The sequence below is a fragment of the Cellulomonas sp. P4_B5_2 genome (assembly GCF_056402235.1).
In genome coordinates, this window is sequence record NZ_JBFUHU010000288.1 from 1 (window position 1) to 4,921 (window position 4,921).

The 4,921-nt window shown below is 73.3% G+C and carries 3 protein-coding genes and 1 pseudogene; 2 read left to right on the plus strand and 2 right to left on the minus strand.

Going from position 1 to position 4,921, the window contains the following annotated elements:
* Nucleotides 1-61 precede the first annotated feature (61 nt).
* Together AC1DUQ_RS17635 and AC1DUQ_RS17640 are read right to left on the minus strand one after the other, a co-directional pair.
* Complete coding sequence (locus AC1DUQ_RS17635; protein WP_477061077.1) at nt 62-2,134, minus strand: acyl-CoA dehydrogenase family protein; 2,073 nt, start codon at nt 2,132-2,134, stop codon at nt 62-64.
* On the minus strand, nt 2,131-2,982 hold the full coding sequence (locus AC1DUQ_RS17640; protein ID WP_421743265.1) for a TetR family transcriptional regulator: 852 nt from the start codon (nt 2,980-2,982) through the stop codon (nt 2,131-2,133). The genes AC1DUQ_RS17635 and AC1DUQ_RS17640 overlap by 4 nt, the downstream gene beginning before the upstream one ends.
* A 106-nt stretch (nt 2,983-3,088) precedes the next feature.
* Here AC1DUQ_RS17640 and AC1DUQ_RS17645 point away from each other — a divergent pair, with 106 nt between their 5' ends.
* Complete coding sequence (locus tag AC1DUQ_RS17645) at nt 3,089-4,414, plus strand: acetyl-CoA C-acetyltransferase (RefSeq protein ID WP_477061076.1); 1,326 nt, start codon at nt 3,089-3,091, stop codon at nt 4,412-4,414.
* Nucleotides 4,411-4,921: pseudogene (locus tag AC1DUQ_RS17650) on the plus strand (3-oxoacyl-ACP reductase); the annotation flags it as partial. The gene AC1DUQ_RS17645 and the pseudogene AC1DUQ_RS17650, both read left to right, overlap by 4 nt.

Below are 4,921 nucleotides of genomic sequence, written 5' to 3' on the forward strand. Positions count from 1 at the left end.
GCCGTCGCCTCGGGGGGTGGAGGCGTCGGGTCGACGCGCCGGGTCGGCGCGCAGTCGGGGATCAGCGCTTGTGCTTCTCCGGGACGGGGGCATCGCCGGACGCCCGCTGCGCCCGGTAGTAGGCCCGCGCCTCGTCCTGCCGGGCCTGCTCGGCGCCCGACGCGATCGGGGCGCGCAGGTGCGCCTGCTCGTAGCCGAAGGCGTCGACCAGGGACTGCGCGTGCGGGCGCAGCCGGGCCAGCAGCCGGTCGATGTAGGACGTGACCGTCCGGGCGCGGCCCGCGGACAGCCGGCCGTTGAGCAGGTACCAGGTGAGGTGGCGCTCGATGAGCGTGAGCCCGAACAGGTCGCGCACCCAGGTGAGGATCTGGCGGGTGCCGGGGTCGGTGACGCGCTCGAGCGCGGCGGTGAACGACTCCCACTGGACCAGCTCGGCGTGCGCGCGGGCGGCCTCGACGAGCTCGTGCTGGTGCGCGTTGAACAGTGCCGCAGCCGTGGCGGGGTCGGCCTTCTGGGCCGGGCGCAGCGCCTGGGCGATCTCGGCGACCATCGTCTCGACGCGGTCCACCAGCAGCTCGCGCTGGGTGGCCGTCTCGCGCAGCTGGCCGGCCGAGCGGCGCGGGTCGCCGACGTCGGCGATCGTCTGCACGGCCCGGTGCAACGGCGTGCGGTACCGGGCGGCGTCGGACGCGCGCTCGGCCACCATGCGGGCGACCTTCGTCGCGTCGAGGTGCTTGAAGCTCTTCGAGTAGTCGGTGAGCAGGCGCTTGCCGACGAGCTGCAGCAGGACCGTGTTGTCGCCCTCGAACGTCGCGTACACGTCGAGGTCGGCGCGCAGGCTGGTCAGGCGGTTCTCGGCCAGGAACCCGGCACCGCCGCAGGCCTCGCGCGCCACCTGGAGGGTGTTCAGCACGTGCCAGGTCGACGCCGGCTTGAGCGCGGCGGCCAGCGTCTCCAGGTCCTCGCGCGTCTCCGGGGTGTCGTTGCGGCCCGAGAACACGTCGTCGAACGCGGCGAGCAGGTCCTCGTGCGCGAACCCGGCGGCGTACGTCTCCGCGAGCAACGGGAGCAGGCGTCGCTGGTGCTCCGCGTAGTCGAGGATCACGACCTCCTCGGTGGGCGACGCCGCGTTGAACTGGCGGCGCTGGTTGCCGTAGGTGATCGCGATGGTCAGGCCGAGGCGGGCGCCCGTGACCGCGGCACCGTCGAGCGAGACACGGCCCTGCACGAGCGTGCCGAGCATGGTGAAGAACCGGCGGCCGGGGCTCGCGATGGGCGACGAGTAGGTGCCGTCCTCGGCGACGTCGCCGTACCGGTTGAGCAGGTTGGTGCGCGGGATGCGGACCTGGTCGAACCAGAGCCGGCCGTTGTCGATGCCGTTGAGGCCCCCCTTGAGCCCGTCGTCCTCGCCGCCGACGCCGGGCAGGAACTCCATCGTCTCCGGGTCGCGCAGCGGGACGTAGAAGGCGTGCACCCCGTGGTCGACACCCGCGGTCACCAGGCGGGCGAAGACGGTCGCCGCCGTGCCGTGCAGAGCGGCGTTGCCCAGGTAGTCCTTCCACGCCGCGCGGAACGGCGTGTGGATGACGAACTCCTGCGTCGCCGGGTCGTACGTCGCGGTGGTGCCGATCGCGGCGACGTCCGAGCCGTGGCCGGTCTCCGTCATCGCGAAGGCGCCCGGGACCGCGAGCGAGAGGGAGTCGGCCAGGAACTCGTCGTGGTTGCGCTCGGTGCCCAGGTGGTAGATGGCCGAGGCGAACAGCCCCCACTGCACGCCCGACTTGATCTGCAGCGACGGGTCCGCGTGCGTCAGCTCCTCGAACCGCGCCAGGAAGCCACCGTGGTCCTCGGCGCCCCCGAACCGCTCCGGGAACGAGCGGTGCACGTCACCCTCGGCGACCAGCAGCCGCAGCTGGCCGATGACCCGCTCGCGGTGCTCGGCCAGGGTCAGGCCCTCGATCCGGTGGAACCGCTCGTCGGCCATGAGGTTGCGGGCGGCGAGGCGCAGCTCGGGGTAGTGCCCCAGCAGGACCTTGCTCAGGTGGGCGATGTCGACGTTGCGGACGTCCGCGTCGAGCCGCGGGTCGCCAGAACCGGGCGCGTCGACGGTGGGGCGCGGGGTGGTGGTGGTCATCGGGACTCCTCCGGGGCGTGCGTGTGGTCGGGGGACGTGCGGTTGCGGTCACGGGCGAGCAGCCCGACGGGTCCGGCCCAGAGCCATGCGGCGACCTGGGCGGTGAGCTCCTCGCGGTCCGGGCTGGCGGGCTCGTCGCGGTGGGCCAGCCACCACTCGCCGGAGCCGCGGACGAAGCCGACGGCGCCGGCGGCCCACGACTCGGCCAGCGCGACGCGGGCGGCGAGAGCCGAGTCGTCCTCCTGGGAGGCCTCGGGCCTCCGAGCCGTCCTCCGCCCCTCGTGCTCCTCGGTGAGCCCGCGGGCGAACGGGGCGGCGACCAGCGCGGTCACCGAGTCGAGGAAGTGCCCGAGCGGTCCGCCGGACTCGACGGAGCCGTTGCGCGTAACGAACGCGTAGACGTTGGGCGACGACTCGATCATCTCGAGGTACACCGCGACCATCGCGCGCAGGCCGTCTCGGGGGGTCGGCGCGATCCGCAGGACGCCCTCGAGCGCCCCCTGGATCTGGAGCACGACGGCCTCGGCGACGGCGATCTGCAGGCCGGTCTTGTCGGCGAAGTACCGGTAGACGATCGACTTGGAGGTGCCCGCCGCGGCGGCGATCTCCTCCATCGACACGTCCGGACCCTTGTGGTGGACGGTCCGGCGGGCGATGCGGACGAGCTCCGCGCGGCGTGCCTCGCGGTGGTCGGCCCAGCGGGTCGAGCGACCGTCGGCGGCAAAGGCGTCGTCCGGCGGTCGGCGGGTCGCAGGGGGGGTCGGCAAGGCCGGTCGCGCACGACCGGCCTCGGAGTTCAGCAGCGTGAGGGCCGTCGCCTTCGACGGGCCCGGTGTGACAGGGCTCACGAGACCGAAGGTATCAGGTACTGTGGGTTTCGGACACCACGTCATCATCCTCGAGCGCCCCGCGCTCGGTCCCCCGCTCAGCGACGATGCGAGAGGAACGCGCCTCATGGCCCGACCCACCCCCACCCCGAGCGTCCGCAAGGCCTACGTGCTCGGCGGCAACCGGATCCCCTTCGCCCGCGCCGGCGGACCGTACGTCCGCGCCAGCAACCAGGACATGCTCACCGCCGCGATCGACGGGCTGGTCGCCCGGTACGGCCTCCAGGGCGAGCGCATCGGCGAGGTCGCCGCGGGTGCCGTGCTCAAGCACAGCAAGGACTTCAACCTCACCCGCGAGTCCGTCCTCGGCTCGGCCCTCTCCGCCGAGACCCCCGCGTACGACGTCCAGCAGGCCTGCGCGACCGGCCTGGAGACCGTCGTCTCCCTGAGCAACAAGATCCGCCTCGGCCAGCTCGAGTCCGCGATCGCCGGCGGCGTCGACTCCACGTCGGACGCGCCCATCGCGGTGAGCAACCGGCTGCGCCGCGCGCTGCTCGACCTGTCCCGCGCGCGTTCCGTCGGGCAGAAGCTCGCGGCCGTCGCGAAGATCCGCCCGAAGGACCTCGCTCCGTCGGCGCCGAACACGGGCGAGCCGCGCACGCACCTGTCGATGGGCGAGCACCAGGCCCTGACCACCGCGCAGTGGGGCATCACGCAGGAGGCGCAGGACGAGGTCGCGCTGGCCAGCCACCAGAGGCTCGCCGCGGCCTACGACTCCGGGTTCTTCGACGACCTGGTCACCCCGTTCCGCGGCCTGACGCGCGACGCCAACCTGCGCGCCGACTCCTCGCTGGAGAAGCTGGCCAAGCTCAAGCCCGCGTTCGGCCTCGGCCTGGACACGCCCGCGACCATGACGGCCGGCAACTCGACGCCGCTGACCGACGGCGCCTCGGCCGTGCTGCTCGGGTCGCAGGAGTGGGCGGACGCTCACGACCTGGTCCCGCTCGCCTCGCTGGTCGATGCCGAGGCCGGTGCGGTCGACTTCGTGCACGGCGACGACGGCCTGCTCATGGCCCCCGCGTTCGCGGTACCGCGGCTGCTCGCCCGCAACGGGCTGACCCTGGCCGACTTCGACTACATCGAGATCCACGAGGCGTTCGCGGCCACCGTGCTCACGACGCTGGCCGCGTGGGAGTCCGAGGAGTTCGGGGTTTCCCGACTCGGCCTGGAGGGCGCCTTCGGTTCCGTCGACCGCGCCAAGCTCAACGTGCACGGCTCGTCGCTCGCCGCGGGGCACCCGTTCGCCGCGACCGGTGGACGGATCATCGCGACCATCAGCAAGGAGCTGCACCGCCGGAAGGTGGCGTCCGGCTCGGACACGCCCGTGCGTGCGCTCGTGTCCATCTGCGCAGCCGGCGGGCTGGGCCTCACCGCGATCCTCGAGGCGGCATGACCATGACGGACACCTACCTGAACCTGGTCAACAGCGGGTTCACCAAGAAGCTCGCGAAGCAGCTGGGTCTCCCCCAGCCGGCGCCCCTCAAGCGCTACGCGGCCGGGCAGCCGCTGGTCGAGGGGGCCGTGCTGGTGCTCGGCCGGGGCTCCGAGTCCGACGCGCTCGCCGGGCTGCTGTCCGCCGACTGGAACCTCGACGTGCACCGCCACGCGACGCCCGGCACGCGGTACTCCGCGGTCGTCCTGTCCCTCACCGAGCTGACCCACCCGGACCAGCTGTCGGAGCCCGTGCTCGAGGTCGGCGCCGTCCTGAAGTCGCTGCCCCGCGGCGGTCGGGTCATCACCGTCTCGCGCGCAGCCGTCGCCGACGACGCCCCCGCGGTCGCCGCGGCCCGCCAGGGCGTTGACGGGCTGCTGCGGTCGCTGGCCAAGGAGCTGCGCGGCGGCGCCACCGGCAACGGCGTCGTGCTCGCGAACGACGTGCCGGTCACCGCGCCGTCGGTCG

What these genes read in the sequence shown, in the direction of transcription:
- AC1DUQ_RS17645 (WP_477061076.1), top strand. Translation starts at nt 3,089, where the DNA reads ATGGCCCGACCCACCCCCACCCCGAGCGTCCGCAAGGCCTACGTGCTC.
- AC1DUQ_RS17635 (WP_477061077.1), bottom strand. Translation starts at nt 2,134, where the DNA reads ATGACCACCACCACCCCGCGCCCCACCGTCGACGCGCCCGGTTCTGGC.